At 60.4% G+C, this 15369-nt stretch carries 13 protein-coding genes; 3 read left to right on the forward strand and 10 right to left on the reverse strand.

Annotated features, from left to right (window positions below; translation table 11 throughout):
* Positions 1-283: 283 nt before the first annotated feature.
* Together ACVWWJ_RS20255 and ACVWWJ_RS20260 are read right to left on the reverse strand one after the other, a co-directional pair.
* Positions 284-1033 carry a TlpA family protein disulfide reductase gene (locus ACVWWJ_RS20255; protein WP_456969252.1) on the reverse strand — a complete coding sequence of 250 codons (750 nt, stop codon included), beginning with the start codon at positions 1031-1033 and terminating at the stop codon, positions 284-286.
* 22 nt (positions 1034-1055) lie between these two features.
* Positions 1056-1850, reverse strand: a complete 795-nt coding sequence (locus ACVWWJ_RS20260; RefSeq protein ID WP_456969253.1) for a hypothetical protein — start codon at positions 1848-1850, stop codon at positions 1056-1058.
* 188 nt (positions 1851-2038) lie between these two features.
* Here ACVWWJ_RS20260 and ACVWWJ_RS20265 point away from each other — a divergent pair, with 188 nt between their 5' ends.
* Positions 2039-2299: a hypothetical protein gene (locus ACVWWJ_RS20265; RefSeq protein ID WP_456969254.1), complete on the forward strand. Its 261-nt coding sequence runs from the start codon at positions 2039-2041 to the stop codon at positions 2297-2299.
* Positions 2300-2392: 93 nt separating this feature from the next.
* On the forward strand, positions 2393-3241 hold the full coding sequence (locus ACVWWJ_RS20270; RefSeq protein ID WP_456969255.1) for a hypothetical protein: 849 nt from the start codon (positions 2393-2395) through the stop codon (positions 3239-3241).
* Between the two features lie 118 nt (positions 3242-3359).
* Here ACVWWJ_RS20270 and ACVWWJ_RS20275 read toward each other — a convergent pair whose 3' ends face one another.
* The 8 genes from ACVWWJ_RS20275 to ACVWWJ_RS20310 all read right to left on the reverse strand — a co-directional run bounded on the left by ACVWWJ_RS20275 (position 3360) and on the right by ACVWWJ_RS20310 (position 13635).
* Positions 3360-5009 carry a peptidoglycan-binding protein gene (locus ACVWWJ_RS20275; RefSeq protein WP_456969256.1) on the reverse strand — a complete coding sequence of 550 codons (1650 nt, stop codon included), beginning with the start codon at positions 5007-5009 and terminating at the stop codon, positions 3360-3362.
* Positions 5010-5039: 30 nt separating this feature from the next.
* Positions 5040-5960: a hypothetical protein gene (locus ACVWWJ_RS20280; RefSeq protein WP_456969257.1), complete on the reverse strand. Its 921-nt coding sequence runs from the start codon at positions 5958-5960 to the stop codon at positions 5040-5042.
* A 49-nt stretch (positions 5961-6009) separates the two neighbouring features.
* On the reverse strand, positions 6010-7824 hold the full coding sequence (locus ACVWWJ_RS20285) for a type IV secretory system conjugative DNA transfer family protein (protein WP_456969258.1): 1815 nt from the start codon (positions 7822-7824) through the stop codon (positions 6010-6012).
* A 734-nt stretch (positions 7825-8558) separates the two neighbouring features.
* A complete protein-coding gene (locus ACVWWJ_RS20290) occupies positions 8559-8834 on the reverse strand; it encodes a hypothetical protein (RefSeq protein ID WP_456969259.1) in 276 nt (91 codons plus the stop codon).
* Between the two features lie 118 nt (positions 8835-8952).
* Positions 8953-9324: a DNA (cytosine-5-)-methyltransferase gene (gene dcm / locus ACVWWJ_RS20295; RefSeq protein ID WP_456969260.1), complete on the reverse strand. Its 372-nt coding sequence runs from the start codon at positions 9322-9324 to the stop codon at positions 8953-8955.
* 51 nt (positions 9325-9375) lie between these two features.
* Positions 9376-10161 carry a TSCPD domain-containing protein gene (locus tag ACVWWJ_RS20300; RefSeq protein ID WP_456969261.1) on the reverse strand — a complete coding sequence of 262 codons (786 nt, stop codon included), beginning with the start codon at positions 10159-10161 and terminating at the stop codon, positions 9376-9378.
* A gap of 58 nt (positions 10162-10219) precedes the next feature.
* Positions 10220-11467: a hypothetical protein gene (locus ACVWWJ_RS20305; protein ID WP_456969262.1), complete on the reverse strand. Its 1248-nt coding sequence runs from the start codon at positions 11465-11467 to the stop codon at positions 10220-10222.
* Positions 11468-11487: 20 nt separating this feature from the next.
* Positions 11488-13635: an adenosylcobalamin-dependent ribonucleoside-diphosphate reductase gene (locus ACVWWJ_RS20310; RefSeq protein WP_456969263.1), complete on the reverse strand. Its 2148-nt coding sequence runs from the start codon at positions 13633-13635 to the stop codon at positions 11488-11490.
* A 308-nt stretch (positions 13636-13943) separates the two neighbouring features.
* Between ACVWWJ_RS20310 and ACVWWJ_RS20315 the strand changes: the two genes are divergently transcribed.
* Positions 13944-15368: a DegQ family serine endoprotease gene (locus tag ACVWWJ_RS20315; protein WP_456969264.1), complete on the forward strand. Its 1425-nt coding sequence runs from the start codon at positions 13944-13946 to the stop codon at positions 15366-15368.
* Position 15369 lies beyond the last annotated feature (1 nt).

The raw sequence follows: 15369 nt of genomic DNA on the forward strand, positions 1-15369 counted from the left end.
ACAAGGTCGCACATGCAAACATCTTTTCCGGCTTCATAGCGCATTCGTCTTGACCAATGAGGGCTTGAGGCCTTGCTCGCGCTCGAACCGGCGCAGAGAAAAGCTTAGCGACGCGATGATTTTCCCAAGCTCCATTCGATTCTTCCTCATCAAAGTATCAGCAGCCAAGCCGCCGATCGACGAATCACGCCGACCGGCTTAGATGGCGACATGACCGCATCAGAACGCCCAATTCAAACTAACGCGCGCCGACTGATCCTTCGCATCCTTGGCAAACTGCTACTCATCTCGACCGAGTCCCCCGCCGAACCCTCACACTGGCGACCCAACGCGCCAAGTCCTCTGCCTCCAGCTTCCGTCCGGCGGGATGCAACGTCCAGCTACCCTGCAGGTCGAGCAGACGACCATTTCGATCTACGATGCCAAGCGTTGGATACATCGCGATGTTGGCCTTGTCGAAGAAGGACACAGCGTCCGTGACGATTTCCCACTGCAGGCCGTACTTCTTCCGGAAGGCGGCGAGACCTTCCTTTGCGTCGTAAGTGATCGCCAGCGCACCGGTCTCAGGATGCGCCGCGTGGAATGCGTTGAGAGCGGGAATCTCGGCGATGCATCCGGTGCACTCGTAGAAGAAGAAATTGACGACGGTGAGTTCGTGGTCGAAGTGGTTCGAGCTGATCGTGCGCCCCGCGCTTGAGGGCAACGTAAATGCGGGTAGTGGATCGCCGACGATGAGATCGCCCCACTTGTTCGTCGGCTTCGTAGGCGAGTGGCTCATGGTCAGCGTGACGATGCCGCTGCCCTGATCGGGAATGAAGCTGATGTCACTACCGGGGGCGTTCGCGAAGTCCAGAAAAGCCTTGATGTCGACGGGTGAGCCGTCTCGTCCGCGCAACACGAGCTTTGAATGTGGATCGATGCCTAGTCGCTGTCGCAGGGTGGCTTCGTCGGGGAAGGCCTTGGACTGGCTGTCGGCCGCCGTCGTACTGATCGACAAAGTGGCTAGCAGGAAGAGAACACCGATTCTGTGCATGGCATGCTTCCGTAAGAGTGTTTCAGGAGACCCAGTTCCGCCGGCTCGAAACGATATGCCAACCCCACTGGTCGTGTGACATCACCGCCGTCACGGAGCTGCCGCAAACCACGCCGCAGTACCAGCCGTACGTCACGTCGTAGTTACCGTCCGGACGCTTTAGCGGGATGCCGATGCCGATGTGATAGTTCCCTTGCGTGGCGCTGTTGCTCATGCTGCCACTTGGCGCGGCACTTGCCGGAAGGATCGTGATACCGGAGATCTGCGTCTTCGCAATAGCGGTGGCCGGGAGATCGACAGGGTTGTCACCACCGGTGCTGACGCTGACATACCACATGTTTGCCTGGCTTCCCGGTGAAGGCGTCGTGCTCGGAGCCATCTTGAGCAGGAGCGTGAGCCAGAGGTCTTCGAGATCCGGCGGCGGATGCAGCTTTGCGTCTTCGCTTGCCTTGACGACGGCCCTGGCCTTCGCGATCTCTTCGGTGGCGCTGCCCTTGGCGGCGCATTTGTCCTGATGTTCAAACAGGGCACAGATGTCGCCGGTGGTCTCGTCCAGTATGACGATGAATCCATCCCCCGTATTCGGCTTGAATAGGGTTACCCATCGATGGTTGCCGGCCTCGTAGGGCATGGGGGTAATGACCAGATCAGTCACTCCGGGAACCTGGCGGGCCACGCGACTGCTTACGTCGATGGCTTGCATCTGGGGAAGGATGGGGGAGTCGTTGGCCAGGATGGGAGTGACGATAAAGGCCGCGAGGGCCAGTGCCGGCCAACGGGCGTGGCGGCTGAGGGTGCGAGCGATCGGTTTGCTCATGGATCCTCCCTATGCCCGCCGTTCCTGGGGGCTTGAGGCTGAGCATAGGATTGCGTGCGGGTGAAGTCGAGTTCTTGGGGTTGCCGATGGACCGGGCGGACGCAGTCGCAGTCGCAGTCGCAGTCGGTGAGACAGTCCCGTGCTCAGATTGCCACGCGCGGCTCGCGCGCGGATCGGAGGCTTTCACGATGAAAATGCAGGGTGCTGTCATCAAGGAACAAGGGATTACCTTTGCGATCGCACTGGTGAAGCCAAGCTCAGTGCGAACAACCTCGGAAGCGCAATCGACTCGTCAGACGTTCCAACCGATCTTCCCCGGTCTGGAACTGGTCTTGGCATGCCAGGAACAAGGGACATTCAAGTACTCAGGTCGACGTGACATCGTGAATTTCCTCGCATCAGTCAACCCGAACCGCATTCCGTGGCGCGAGTACTCGGTCACGGGCTAAGGCTCGGACAACTCGTATATTGCTGTACAACTCTCCTAGCGCTATCCGGCCGCAGCGGCCGGATAGCGCCCGATCCCACGCCTCGGAAATCTCATGGAACCCTTGCAACTCTGCGACCGAGTAGCTGAAGAGATCTCGCTCGCCTTCAAGCATGTATGTGAGCGTTGGAAGATGCTTACAGTCCTAGTTCCAGGACTATTTCTCTCTATGTACGGGCAATACGCTCTCTACCACGGCCTCGACGGCGACATGCCTCACAGCCCTGCTTTCTTCGCTGCGGTGACGGGGAGCGTGACCAAGATGGTGTTAGCACTGGCGGGAATACTATTCCTCCCGGCAATGACTCTCATGGTTCGTGTGAACAAAGGATCTGACCCGGTCGTTACGGCTTGGGAGCGCGGATCCCGTGTCAAAGACAGGCACGACGGCGTCCGAAAGTGGATGAAAGCCAGCTCGTTCCTTCTCGTTGCCTGGGTTATCTTAGGTGGCCTTCCTGCTGCGTGCGGCGTCGAGGCCAACGTTGTCGGCATACTCGCGTCGGTGGCGCTGATGATGCTTGTTTCCCTCCGCATCGTATTGAGCGGCCGTAATGAGAAAGCCTCAAGCGATTTTTATACGGCTGCTGCAGTTGGCCTTTACGTCCAAACGATTGCCATCGGCGCTTCGATCTTTGTCCTTGACTCGAATCTCGGTGGCGACGTTCGACAGTGGCCCGAGAGATTTCTCGTATTTCTAGTCTGTTTCGCGGCTGTGAGTCTGGCACAGGCTTTCGTTGCGCGGGCCGCCCGGCCACTTCTTTCAGGTCCCGGCGTTTTGACCAAGATCGGTTACATTTGCTTCGCCCTCCTCGCGCTTATCGCAGCCGTGTCGCCACTTGCGAATAAGGCGATGGAGAGGGCGGTGGAACGCACTTCAGCGGGTAGCAGTTCGCACACTCGGTGAACTTAAGTCTGCCAATCCGTGAAAGCAAACCGATAGTCCTATGCCGACGTCTTCATCGTTCTGAGAACGCGTCCGCAGCCCAAATGCGGAAACAACGTCGCTTACGGACCCTGCCGCATCATCGCGCCATACCTTGTTGCCCCATCTGCATGCTTTGCGCCTGGAACGCCTGCGCCATCTGCATCTCCTGTTGGTCAAACGACTGAATCTGCTCGATGGCCTGCTCTGGCTTCGGCGGGGGCGCGCTGAGGTCAACCTGGGCCGGCGTGGTGAGCGGCCCCGATCCGCGGAAGTCCAACGTCATCTTCTCTTCGTCCAGATGCACCGTGGTCAGGTTCTCCGCGGTGATCATGTTCTCGTGGCAGGCAGCCGTGAACTGGAGGAGTCGGTTCTCTGAGGCATCGGGGACGCATCGTTGCAACTCGTTGTAGAGCCCATGCGTCGAACTGTCAGGGTTCCTCGGGTCATTGGCTGCGAGGCCCACCTGCGGCGGATCCATCACACCCGTTGGACGTGATACGCCCGCTTCGGACGGCGTGTTCTGCTCAGGTCCCGGTGGACGCATGGTCTCTAACGCCGGAGCATCCCGTGCCGCCGTGTTAGGCGCAAGCTGCTGCAACTCAGCGATGAACGCTTGGCTCTGGGCCATGGAACGGGTTGCCTCATCGGCCTGGCCGGTAATCGGGAGCTCGTGCCCTGATTGGAACCGCGCCACGGCAGTGCGTGTGGCAGGGCCATACAAGCCGTCCACCGCCAGGGCCTCGCCCTTCATGTCGACGACACCCAGCGCATTCAGGTTCTCTTGCAGGGCGCGCGTGGTGCCGATATCCGGCCGATCGAAGGCAGCGGCCTGGAGCGCATCCACTCTCGGCTCGGCCTGCATCGTGCTGGTAACCGGTAGTACCGGCGTCGCAAGAGTCGGCTCAGGGGCCAGTGACTGATAGGTAGCGAGCGCTTCGTCGCGTTCGTCGGCCTGCAAGTACGGCGCGTCGGGCTGACCTATGGAACGCAGCTCAGTCTGGACGGCACGTTCGATAGCAGCGAGTGTGGCTCGACCAGCGATGCCGTCGGCTTCTAGCTGGTGCTCGCGCTGGAAGGCTTCCAGGGCGAGCCGGGTTCGACGGCCAAAGTCTTGATCGGCAGTAAGGGATGCGCCATCGGGCCCCGTACAGCCGAGTCGGTTCAGACGTGTTTGCAGTTCGCCTACAGCTTCCGAGTGTTGGCCTTCCCGAAGGGTAGCGCCCCTGAACGACCCAGCCGTAGTCGCACGCGCGATCTCTTGACCGCTGGCCAAGGCGATGCTGTGGCGCATGGTTCGACCGTTGAAGACCTTAAGAAGTGACTCGACATAGGCGTTGTCCGTTGCAAAGCCCGCCTTACGCAACGCCCTGGCTTCCGCCTCAATGTCACCAAGCGTCCCCTCATCAAACAGACCTGCCTTCGCATATCTAGGGTTTTCCGCCAGGAACTTCGCGCGGTCCCAGAAAGATTCCTCCACCGTCTTATAGACACGAAATGGGTGGTCCTCCCACGTCTTTTTATCCGTGTCGTCGTACGTCTCGTGGACATGGGCGGTCTTTTTCTCACCCGTCCACCGACCAAACGCCTTGATGTTGAACATGTTGTTCGTGCCAGGAAGAACGTGCTTTCCCCACCCGGTTTCCACTACGGCCTGCGCCAGCATAAGCTCCCAAGAAAGGCCTGTTTCCGCAGAGACCTTTCTCGCGATCGGATACAACCGTGCTATGAATTGTTCGTTGGTTTCCATGGATCTCTCGCGAAATAGTTTCTAGGACGACTACAGATTTACCGTGGCGGAGAACGGAACACCGTCTTCCATATCGATGTATCGATACTGGCCGGTTACCAGCAAGGTACCGTTGACAACACTGAGTCCGTCGTCGTCCCACACCCATGACGTATAGGCGCGCTCGACGCCGGGCACAGGGACGTCTACTGCGCCTTGGGTGCCCCCGTCGTCCATGCCAACTTTCACCATGCGTTGTAGGGTTTGCGGGAGAGATCGCGGGTCCCGGATGTCGATTTGGAGGAGCACGTAAAGCGAAGACCCCTTTCTCACGCAATGAGTCGCCCTACCCTCGTAAGCAGCCTCTGGCATATCCAGAAATCTTGCCCATTTGACACGGCCGCCCACCGCGTCCGTGACATACACGAAGGGTCTGGAAAACATTCCGTCTTCGTCCGTCACTTTTCCGGCAACACAGGTCCCGTCATCACCCACCGGTGTCTTTAAGTAAGGTTCGAAGTGCTCTGGAACGCCATGGACCATTTCAGCGCCTGCCGTCGGCCGAATTGAGTCGCGCGGCGATGCGGATGCAGGGCCGCCTACCAGCGTCGCAGCACCAACAGCTGCCGCCATCGCAAGGGAATGAAGTCTCATGCTCTCGTCCTCCTGGGGGTTGTGGGACATCGGGGGTTCGTAATCGTCAGGCGACGGTGTCTCAGCAACGCCATCGGGCGGAGCGTCGACGCATGCGCCAGCCGTACCGCGAAGGTTGGGCTTTCTCTTTGCCATCACTGGCAGCCCATCGGGTGGAAGGGGGCCGAGTTCGGCCCGAGTGCGCGCGTTCGCTATCTCCAGCTCGCGCCGTAGCTGGAGGTCGTAGTGGACATCTGGGCTGGGAAGCTTGTGGACAGAGATGAGCGACGACGGCCGTGCGCCTTCGTCCTTACCCCAGGAGTCTTCTTCCGTATTCATGGCACCTCGGGTCGGTTGTCGAGGGTGGAGTGGCTCGCGCCGCTAGCGATTACTGGGCCAGTGCCGCGAGCACACGTGTGTTCGCTGGCTTCCGCACCGCCACGGTACGTGCCGAGGTACGTGGCACCTGCGCAGCCCGTGCCACCTTTGAAACTGGCATGCCGGCTCGTGCCTGAAACCGTTTGTCCTTGAAGAACCAGTTCTTCTTCGCCCGGATGGGTCGGCAACCTTCGTAGAAGATCAGCTCTTCATCGGCCGGGAGCTCCTTGATCTCCTGGGGCAGAAGAATGGCTCGTCGCTCTTCACTGAAGCTCGTCGACACCTGAGGTGCTCCACCACCACGGCTGGTGCTCCGGTGTTCCTTCCGGACCGTCTTGTAGCCAAGCATTTCGCTGTATTCGTTAGCGTCGCTTTGCTCACGAGGCGCGAAGACGATCTGAGCACCGTGGTTAGTGATGAAGTTCTGGGCGTCGTTCTCGCCATAGGCGGAGCGCAACTGAGCCCTACTCTGGACGATGCACAGGTCTCGTACGCCGTAGCTGGCGGCGATAGATATCCGCTTCGCCCACACATCCACCCTTCCCATTGCCGTGAATTCGTCCATCAGCATGAGCATCTGGTACTTGAGATCGGGCTCCTCGCCGAGTTGCTTGCCCAGGTTGTTTCCGATCACGGTACTGAAGAAGATATTGAGCAACTTGCTGCTTTCGTCCAGCTTGTTCGTGGGAATGATCACGTACAGGGTGGTCGGTCGCTTGCGCAGGGAGCCAATGTCGAAATCCGTGGCATTGGTGGCGGCGGCGAGGATCGGACTGAGAAACTGCTGTAGGGGCGCCTGCATGGTGGCGATGACCGACGAGAACGTATCGTCGGCCATGCCTGCGAGGTTGCCGAAGACGGTCCGGGTCTGCTGGCTCACGAACCTGTACCGAGGTTTCCGGAGAATCGAACCGATGACTTCCTTCGTGGTTTGCGTGTTCGTTCCACTGGAAAACTTCAGGATACGTTCGAAGCTCGGGAAGTCCGGGGACGTGTTGATGTCGGCGACGATCGGCTCAGATCCGTCCACCTCCGGCGAGATCGCACCGTCGTCCCACGCTTCAAAGAGGTAGGAAGTCATGGCGGTGAAAGCCGCACGGCTCTGCGACGTCCAGAAGGGGTCGTTGCCCGGCTGATCCGGATAGAGAATGGCGGCAATGGTCTGGATCTCGCCGATACGCTTTGCGGGATCGATACCCGCCAGGATGGACATCGGGTTGAAGCGATGCGTGTTACCCGCGTCGTCGTAGGGCGCCCATACGCAGATCTTGTGGCGTTGTGACTCACGCCAGCCGGATGTTGCCTTGTACAGCTCACCCTTGAGGTCCAGCACCACCATCGAGTGCTGGTACGAGAGCAACGCCGGAATGGCGATGCTGGTCGTCTTACCGGAGCGCGTAGGGCTGATGGTAATGACGTGCTGGGCGCCCCCCAGCCAGAGGTAGCGGCCCTTGTACTTTCCCATGAGGATGCTTTCTGGGGTCTGCTTGAGTAGCCCCGACTTTTTCATATCCGCGAGCTTCGCGAAGCGCGCGTCACCATGCATGGCCTCCGGTTTAGACCTCAGCACCGGCACGAGCAAGCTCAACCATGCCACCAACGGGCCGCCGAATCCGAAGGCGCCGCACAGCTTGATCTTGAGGACGTAGGGAGCGACCTGCGGCAAATCGAGTGCGCGAAAGTACTGCCAGTAAGTGGCTGCCTCAAGCGGCACCTGGCCGAGGCCTAAAATCCAAAGAGTGAGAAAGCCTGCGAGGTACTCGCCGCCCACCAAGGCGGTGAGCCCGAGAACAAACAACGTTATTGCCTTCGTCTTACCGCTCATCTAGCTGCGTTCCATCACACGAATGTCAGCCTGCAAGGATGCGTTAGTCCGGCGCGAAATCGGAGGACCCAACGCAAGTTGGGCTAACTTTTCCGATTTCTTCTATGCGGCCTGACCGCCTCTGCTTACATTCGTCACTTCCTTTTCGGACTGATCTTCCCGTCCTTCGTTCTCGCAATTTCCTCCATACATCCACTGTCCACGCCATGGACGGCGTACGCGATATTCGCGATGAACGCTGTGCTCTACCCTTACGCGAGACACGCTTACGAGAGCATCGTCGGCTACATCCTTGGCAACAACATCGTACTCACCGGCCTTTGGCTTCGCACTCATTCTTAAGATATTTACGATGCTTCTTTGCTGGGGCGGTGCAATTTTCATCGCGCCGGTAGGCCTTCTGTGCCTTTACTTTCAGAACAGTAAAGACAGAGGGGACTTGCGATGACTCATGGTTGCTAGCCCCAACGTCCGCTGCTTGACACGCATTTACGACGCGAGGCTTTGCGCCCGTGCGGCCCGTCGCCTCGCATCGACCTGCGTAACTACGGCGACACTTTCCCTGACCGCTCCCACGATATCCGCGCATGCGCTTCCGTCGTGTACCGCACACCCAGGCGCGTAAGCGCACCAATAGCTTCCAGATATCCCGGACAACTCATGCCACACGCCCGCGATCGACCGTGTCTGACTCATGTATGAGTTCAGCCTGGAGCTCGGGGAGCACTCCTTGCTCAGTAGCTATTCGTCCATGCGAGGATCAGGTCGTCGCGGAAATGGCTCTTGCTGTTACCCGGAATTTGCTCTGCCTCGGTGGCGACGAGCGCTCGCATGAAGACGTTAACGACGGTGTCGTTCACCTCTACGAGGATGTCCGGGCCGACCGGGTCTAACGACTTCGTTCCCAACCAACCTTCCTTGACCTCACTCCGCTCTACGTTGTGCAGAACAAGACGGCTTTTGAAGATATCGTCGAGCTCAAGCGAAAGGCGGTGGTGACGTCCGTCCATCGAAGACCACTCGATGTCTACCGGACCGGAAAACGTCTCTCCGTTCCTGGGCAATATGCCGTGGTGACCCGTCCAACGGTCTCGCCATGTCTCGAAGGGCGGCTTGTCGGAAGGACTGTCAATGGGGCTTCTCCGCAAGTATTCTTTCAATGTCGAAGAATAGCGTTCCTTGCGTCTCACAGTCGAATCCGTGCGGCACGCCCAAAGCGTTCTTCTTGCTTACGCCTGCAAGCGAAAAGGGCTGACATGGAAAGCCCGCGAGCAGAATGTCATGAGACGGGACGGAATCGGCGGAGACCTGCGTAATGTCGCCCACCAACGAGTCGTGCGCTCCAAAATAAGCCTGATAAGATTTTTGCGAATAGGTGTTCCACTCACTCGTGAATACGCACACACCTCCCGCCCTCTCAAACCCCAAGCGAATTCCGCCAATTCCGGCAAAGAGATCAATAAACTTAAACGAAGTTTTAGCGGGCACGATAGCGAACATCCCAAGTGCAACTCATGTCAAGATCGAGGCCAGTGGAGCCACGACTGCAATTCAACCGCACTTCGAATACCCGCAATTCAAACAAGTCTGGCACCCATCCATCAGCACCAACGCCTGCGTATTGCACTTAGCGCAAAGCGTGGCGCCAGCCGGGAAGCCTGAAGCGTTCATGTGGGCGGCTTCTGCGGCGGCCTGAGAGGCATCGCCAGCGGAGCCGGCTCCCACGGGGGCTGACGCGGTAGCGGCGGCCGGCGTTGCGGGCTTGGCGGCCTTTTCGTAGGCGGCGCGCTTTTCGGCGATGAGGGCGCGCGTCGCGTCGCTCATTTCCGGGTCGTGGATCAGGCCGATCGACTTCATGTGCTGTTCGACGACCGCGCCGATCTCGGCGACGATGCTCGGCATGTAGACGCCGCCGGCCTTGAAGTAGCCGCCGCGCGGGTCGAAGACAGCCTTGAGCTCTTCGACAATAAACGTCACGTCGCCACCCTTGCGGAAGACGGCGGACAGAATTCGGGTGAGCGCCACGATCCACTGGAAGTGGTCCATGTTCTTCGAGTTGATGAACAGCTCGAAGGGGCGCCGCATTTCGTGCTTGGTACCGGCGTTCAGGACGATATCGTTGACGGTGACGTACAGCGCATGCTCGAAGAGCGGCGACTTGATCTTGTACGTGCTGCCGACGAGGGTCTCCGGTCGCTCCAGGCTTTCGTGCATCTGGATGACTTCGGCCACGGGCGCGGTGTCTTTCACCGGCACGGGCGCGGGGGCCGGAGTGGCCTTGTCCTCAGGCTTGACTACGTTATAGCCCTTGATCTTCTTTTCGATCTTGATCGCCATCGCTCTTCTCTTATAGGTATCCCGCCCGGCGCCTGGCGCCGGACGGGATGGGTGCTACTTACTTACGACGGCCACGTACGGCGCTCTTGCGTGCCGACGTACGACCGGTCTTGCTGGCAGTGGACCTCTTGACCGCCTTGGGGGCGGTCTTCTTGCTGGCGGCCTTGCGGACCGTCTTCTTTACAGCTGCGACGCGGCCGGCGCTCTTGCGAGCTACCTTGGCCACGCCCTTCTTAACGGCCTTGCGAGCCGTCGAGACCTGCTTCGCGACGCGACCAGCTGCCTTCTTGACCGTCTTGCGGACGGCGGCGGCCTTCTTCACGACGCGACCGGCTGCCTTGCGGGCAACCTTCTTGACGGCTGCCGTACGGGACGAGCCCTTCTTGGCGGCTGCCTTCTTGGCGACCTTGGCGACCTTCTTCGAAGCTACCTTGCGAACCGGTGCCTTCCTGACGGCCTTCTTCACAGCCTTCTTGGCCGCTGCCTTCTTGACCGCGACTTTCTTCACGGCCTTCTTAGCGGCGACCTTCTTGACCGCAGCTTTCTTGACGGCGGTTTTCTTGGCCGGAGCCTTCTTGACTGCCGACTTCTTCACCGCAGCCTTCTTGACCGCAGCCTTCTTGACCGCTGCCTTCTTGGCCGCTGCCTTCTTGGCCGGAGCCTTCTTCGCAGCAACCTTCTTCACGGCAGCTTTCTTGACGGCCTTCTTGGCCGTCGCCTTCTTGGCGGCAACCTTCGTCGGCGCAGCCTTCTTGGCGGCGGCCTTCTTAGCTGCGGCCTTCTTCGGCGCAGCCTTGGTCACTGCTGCCTTCTTCGCCGGAGCCTTCTTGGCAGCAGCGGCAGCCTTCCTCGGAGCAGCCTTCTTGGAAGCAGCCTTCTTCGGCGCCGCCTCAACAACAGCAGCCTTGACCGGAGCAGCAGCCTTGCGAGGAGCCTTCTTCGCGGCCTTCTTAGCCGGAGCCGGCGTCTCCACCGGGGCAACCTCGACGACAGCCTTCTTGACTGCCGGCTTGCGAGCCTTCTTGACAACCGGTGCGGCGACAGCTGCCTCGACCGAATCGGAAACCGGGTCGGACTCGAAGTCGGGCTCACCCAGATCGCGTTCCGCCGGAGCGGCCGCAACCGGCTCAGCCGTCGGTTCGATGGTCTTGATGGCAACCGGCTTCTTCTTGACGACCGGCTTGGCGACGACCGGCGACGGCGTCACCTCAGCGGTGACATTCGTCTCCGCTTCGGGCGTGTCGCTGGTGTCATTGGTGTCGATATCGGGCAGCTCACCCTCGACAACCTGGTTTTCATTGGACATGTTTTTCCCTCTCCGCGGGGTCAGAACTTACCGTAATAGCCTTCCTTCAAAGCATCGAAGAGGTTCGCGGCGGTGTGCATTTCACCGTCGTATTCGACCTCTTCGTTACCCTTCAGTTCGACAACGCTACCGTCTTCCAATTCGAAGCGATAGAGGGTGTTCTCCAGGTCGGTTTCTTTTACGAGCACGCCCTGGAACGCGGCGGGGTTAAAACGGAAGGTAGTGCAGCCCTTCAGACCCTGCTTATGGGCATACATATAGATGTCCTTGAAGTCCTCATACGGATAATCCGTCGGGACGTTCGCGGTCTTGGAAATGGAGGAGTCGATCCACTTCTGCGAGGCCGCCTGGATGTCTACGTGTTCTTTCGGGCTGATGTCGTCGGCGGAGACGAAGTAATCCGGCAGGCGGAACTTCGGGTCGTCGGAGAACGGCAGCGCCTCGGAATTGATCAGGGCGCGGTAGGCCAGCAGCTCGTAGCTGAAGACCTCGACCTTTTCCTTCGACTTCTTCCCTTCGCGGATCACATTGCGGGAATAGTGGTGCGCGAAGCTGGGCTCGATGCCGTTGGAGGCGTTGTTGGCCAGGCTCAGTGAGATCGTGCCGGTGGGTGCGATCGACGAGTGGTGGGTGAAGCGCGCGCCGGTCTCGGCCAGGGCTTCGATGAGCTCCGGGGCCACTTCGGCCACGCGCTGCATGTAGCGCGAGTACCTGGCGTGCAGCACGCTGCCGCGGATCGCCTGACCGACCTTCCAGCCGTCCTTGACCATCTCCGGGCGCTTGCGCAGCATCTCGGCGGTGACGTCGAACTCACGCGACAGGACGGGCGCCGGGCCCTTTTCCTTGGCGAGCTCGAGGGCCACTTCCCAGCCGGCAATGGCCATCTCACGCGAGACTTCCTCGGTGAAGGCGACCGCATCGGCGTTGCCGTAGCGCATCTTCAGCATGGTGACCGTGGAGCCGAGGCCCAGGAAACCCATGCCGTGGCGACGCTTGGACATGATCTCTTCGCGCTGCTGGGCGAGCGGCAAGCCGTTGATCTCCACCACGTTGTCGAGCATGCGGGTGAACACGCGAACCACTTCGCGGTATTCCTCCCAGTCGAACCGGGCCTTGGGGCCGAACGGATCGCGCACGAACACGGTGAGGTTGATCGAGCCGAGCAGGCAGGAGCCGTACGGCGGCAGCGGCTGCTCACCGCAGGGGTTGGTCGCGCGGATGTGCTCGCACCACCAGTTGTTGTTCATCTCGTTGACGCGGTCGATGAGGATGAAGCCCGGCTCGGCGTAGTCATACGTCGAGACCATGATCATGTCCCACAGGTGCCGCGCACGGATGTGGCCGTAAATCTTGCAGGCGACCAGGCCGTCTTCGCGCGTCACGTAGTTCTGCTTGGTCGGCCACTCGCGCCAGAGCACCTTGGCGGCGTCGTCGAGGTCGATCTCGTGCTGTTCTTTGACGTGCACCGGGAAGACCGTCGGCCAGTCCTGGTCGTTCTCGACCGCTTCCATGAAGCCGTCGGTGATCAGCAGCGACAGGTTGAACTGGCGCAGGCGACCGTCTTCGCGCTTGGCGCGGATGAATTCCTTGGCGTCCGGATGCGCGATGTCGAACGTGCCCATCTGCGCACCGCGGCGACCGCCGGCGGAGGAGACGGTGAAGCACATCTTGTCGTAGATATCCATGAAGGACAGCGGACCAGACGTGTGGGCGCCAGCGCCGGACACGTAGGCGCCGCGCGGGCGCAGCGTCGAGAACTCGTAGCCGATACCGCAGCCGGCCTTCAGGGTGAGACCCGCTTCGTGCACCTTCTCGAGGATGTCGTCCATCGAGTCGTGGATGGTGCCCGACACGGTGCAGTTGATCGTGGAGGTGGCCGGCTTGTGCTCGAGCGCGCCAGCGTTGGACGTGATGCGGCCAGCGGGAATGGCACCGCGGCGCAGGGCCCAGAGGAAACGTTCGAACCAGTGTGCGCGAAGCTCGTCGGTGGCTTCCGTCTCGGACAGTGCGCGGGCGACGCGCTGGTAGGTGCCGTCCACTGACTCGTCGACGGGCACACCCGACTTGGCCTTCAGACGGTACTTCTTGTCCCAGATGTCGTACGAGGCGGGCTGAAGCGGAATGGCCGCGGTCTCAAGCCCCATGGCTTGCGCACGTGCAGTGCTCATGTATGTGTCGTCCTCGAGTCTCGGCCCTGGTAGGCCTCTTATTGGTATGCATTGACGCAACCACCTCGACAGCTCTCCCCCCGGAGCCTCTGCCGACCATCCTTGCTCCCTTCGCCAGGCCCTGAAAAGCCTTTCCTGACGATGGTTTGTAGCTTGTACCTGAGTAACCGCAGCACCAGTGCTAGGTAACGAGGCAGCCTGGGAACACAAGATGTTGTGGTTACGACCGGAGTGAACCTTAATCCCGGAAGGTCCCGAAGTAAAGTGTCCGTGATGGGTGTCTCACGGTTTGAAACTCACGGCGTTCGATGAAGTCGAAGGGTCGATTCAGGCTTTCAGTCAGGCAAACAAGGAGTTCCTTAATGACCGCCAGTTCTCGTCGGCGAAATCGGATTTTTTCTGTCATCACGGCGCTGGGTTTTACCCTCGCCCTGCCCGCCTGGGCAGCCATTCCACCGCTGATCGACGGTCAGCCGATGCCTTCACTGGCACCGATGCTGGCGAAGGTCACACCGGCGGTGGTGAACATCTCCACGAAGACCCGCGTGCGGGCTCGCGATCCTTATTTCGAAGACCCGCTGTTCCGTCAGTTGTTCGGCAGCCAGGGTGTCCCGCGCGAGCGTGTGGAGCAGAGCCTGGGCTCGGGCGTGGTCATCGATGCCGATAAAGGCTATGTGCTGACCAACCACCACGTCGTTGGGGGCGCGGACGATATCACGGTGACGCTGCAGGATGGCCGCGACTTCAAGGCGAAGCTGCTCGGCAGCGATCCGGAGACGGACGTGGCGGTGCTGCAGATTCCGGCGGAGAAGTTGCAGGCGCTGCCGATCGCGGATTCTTCCTTGTTACGTGTGGGCGATTTCGTGGTGGCCGTGGGTGATCCCTTCGGGCTTGGTCAGACGGCGACGTCGGGCATGGTCTCGGCCTTAGGTCGTTCCGGGCTGGGCAAGGGCTTCCAGAACTTCATCCAGACCGATGCCTCGATCAATCCCGGCAACTCCGGTGGCGCGCTGGTGAACCTGCGCGGCGAGCTGGTCGGCATCAACTCGATGATCTTCACGCCCTCCGGCGGCAACGTCGGTATCGGCTTCGCCATTCCGACAGACCTGGCGACGGGCGTGATGAAGCAGCTGCTGTCTTACGGCAAGGTGCGACGCGGCAACCTCGGCGTGGAGGTGCAGGACATCACGCCGCGTATCGCCCAGGCGCTTCGGTTGAAGGATGCCAACGGTGCGGTGGTGACGCGGATCAACGAAGGCTCGCCGGCGGATGGCGCGGGGCTGCAGACGGGAGATGTGCTGACCGCGATCGATGGGAAGCCGGTGCGCTCGGCGCAGGACGTGCGCAATACCGAGGGGCTGCTGCCGCTGGGGGCGAAGGTGAAGCTGTCGGTGCATAGGGAGGGGGCGTCGCGGGATGTGGAGGCGACGATTGCTGCTTCTGTGATTGCGTCGGTGGACGGCGGCAAGGTGGATCCGCGGCTGGCTGGGGTGACGTTGAGTGATCTCACGGCGGATCAGAAGGCTGCGGGTGGGTTTGGTGTGGTGTTGAGTGGGGTGAAGCGCGGGTCGGCGGCTGCGGCTGCCGGTCTTAAGGACGGCGATATTGTGGTTGGGGTGCAGCAGAGGAAGGTGATGTCGGTGAAGGGCTTGCCGGTGGACGCTGGGGTGGGTGGGGGGCAGTTGTTGTTGACGGTGGTGAGGGGTGGTGGGGTGTATTACGCGGTTTTGTGAG

Source organism: Luteibacter sp. HA06, assembly GCF_054061215.1.

What these genes read in the sequence shown, in the direction of transcription:
- ACVWWJ_RS20255 (WP_456969252.1), bottom strand. Translation starts at nt 1,033, where the DNA reads ATGCACAGAATCGGTGTTCTCTTCCTGCTAGCCACTTTGTCGATCAGT.
- ACVWWJ_RS20260 (WP_456969253.1), bottom strand. Translation starts at nt 1,850, where the DNA reads ATGAGCAAACCGATCGCTCGCACCCTCAGCCGCCACGCCCGTTGGCCG.
- ACVWWJ_RS20265 (WP_456969254.1), top strand. Translation starts at nt 2,039, where the DNA reads ATGAAAATGCAGGGTGCTGTCATCAAGGAACAAGGGATTACCTTTGCG.
- ACVWWJ_RS20270 (WP_456969255.1), top strand. Translation starts at nt 2,393, where the DNA reads ATGGAACCCTTGCAACTCTGCGACCGAGTAGCTGAAGAGATCTCGCTC.
- ACVWWJ_RS20275 (WP_456969256.1), bottom strand. Translation starts at nt 5,009, where the DNA reads ATGGAAACCAACGAACAATTCATAGCACGGTTGTATCCGATCGCGAGA.
- ACVWWJ_RS20280 (WP_456969257.1), bottom strand. Translation starts at nt 5,960, where the DNA reads ATGAATACGGAAGAAGACTCCTGGGGTAAGGACGAAGGCGCACGGCCG.
- ACVWWJ_RS20285 (WP_456969258.1), bottom strand. Translation starts at nt 7,824, where the DNA reads ATGAGCGGTAAGACGAAGGCAATAACGTTGTTTGTTCTCGGGCTCACC.
- ACVWWJ_RS20290 (WP_456969259.1), bottom strand. Translation starts at nt 8,834, where the DNA reads ATGGACGGACGTCACCACCGCCTTTCGCTTGAGCTCGACGATATCTTC.
- dcm (WP_456969260.1), bottom strand. Translation starts at nt 9,324, where the DNA reads ATGTTCGCTATCGTGCCCGCTAAAACTTCGTTTAAGTTTATTGATCTC.
- ACVWWJ_RS20300 (WP_456969261.1), bottom strand. Translation starts at nt 10,161, where the DNA reads ATGGCGATCAAGATCGAAAAGAAGATCAAGGGCTATAACGTAGTCAAG.
- ACVWWJ_RS20305 (WP_456969262.1), bottom strand. Translation starts at nt 11,467, where the DNA reads ATGTCCAATGAAAACCAGGTTGTCGAGGGTGAGCTGCCCGATATCGAC.
- ACVWWJ_RS20310 (WP_456969263.1), bottom strand. Translation starts at nt 13,635, where the DNA reads ATGAGCACTGCACGTGCGCAAGCCATGGGGCTTGAGACCGCGGCCATT.
- ACVWWJ_RS20315 (WP_456969264.1), top strand. Translation starts at nt 13,944, where the DNA reads ATGAAGTCGAAGGGTCGATTCAGGCTTTCAGTCAGGCAAACAAGGAGT.